Source organism: Vibrio sp. 10N.222.49.C9, assembly GCF_041474985.1.
Taxonomy (GTDB): Bacteria; Pseudomonadota; Gammaproteobacteria; order Enterobacterales; family Vibrionaceae; genus Vibrio; species Vibrio crassostreae_C.
The window spans coordinates 1-253 of the sequence record NZ_JBFRVD010001631.1; the positions used below are offsets into that span (position 1 = coordinate 1).

The 253-nt window shown below is 48.2% G+C and carries 1 protein-coding gene; it reads right to left on the reverse strand.

Annotated elements, in window-relative coordinates:
• Window positions 1-253, reverse strand: a 253-nt coding sequence (locus tag AB4585_RS29580; RefSeq protein WP_372172408.1) for an MFS transporter, incomplete at both ends; no start/stop codon positions are given.

Consider the following 253-nt stretch of genomic DNA (forward strand, 5'->3'; position numbering starts at 1 on the left):
ACTCTGTAAACACATGTTTGTAACGAACGGGAGTGGTGGTTGATGCACGCTTTTTGGCTTTAGGTAAAACGCGAGTAGCAACAAAGGCGACCACTAAAGCCAAAGTGCCAGAGATTATAAATATCCAGTGCCACCCCATCAGGTTCATAATCGCCGTACCCACGGAAGGCGCTATTGAAGGGGCGATCATGCTGATCAACGCGATTAACGCAAACAGTTTTGCTGACTCACTGCCTTCGGTGTTGTCTCGGAT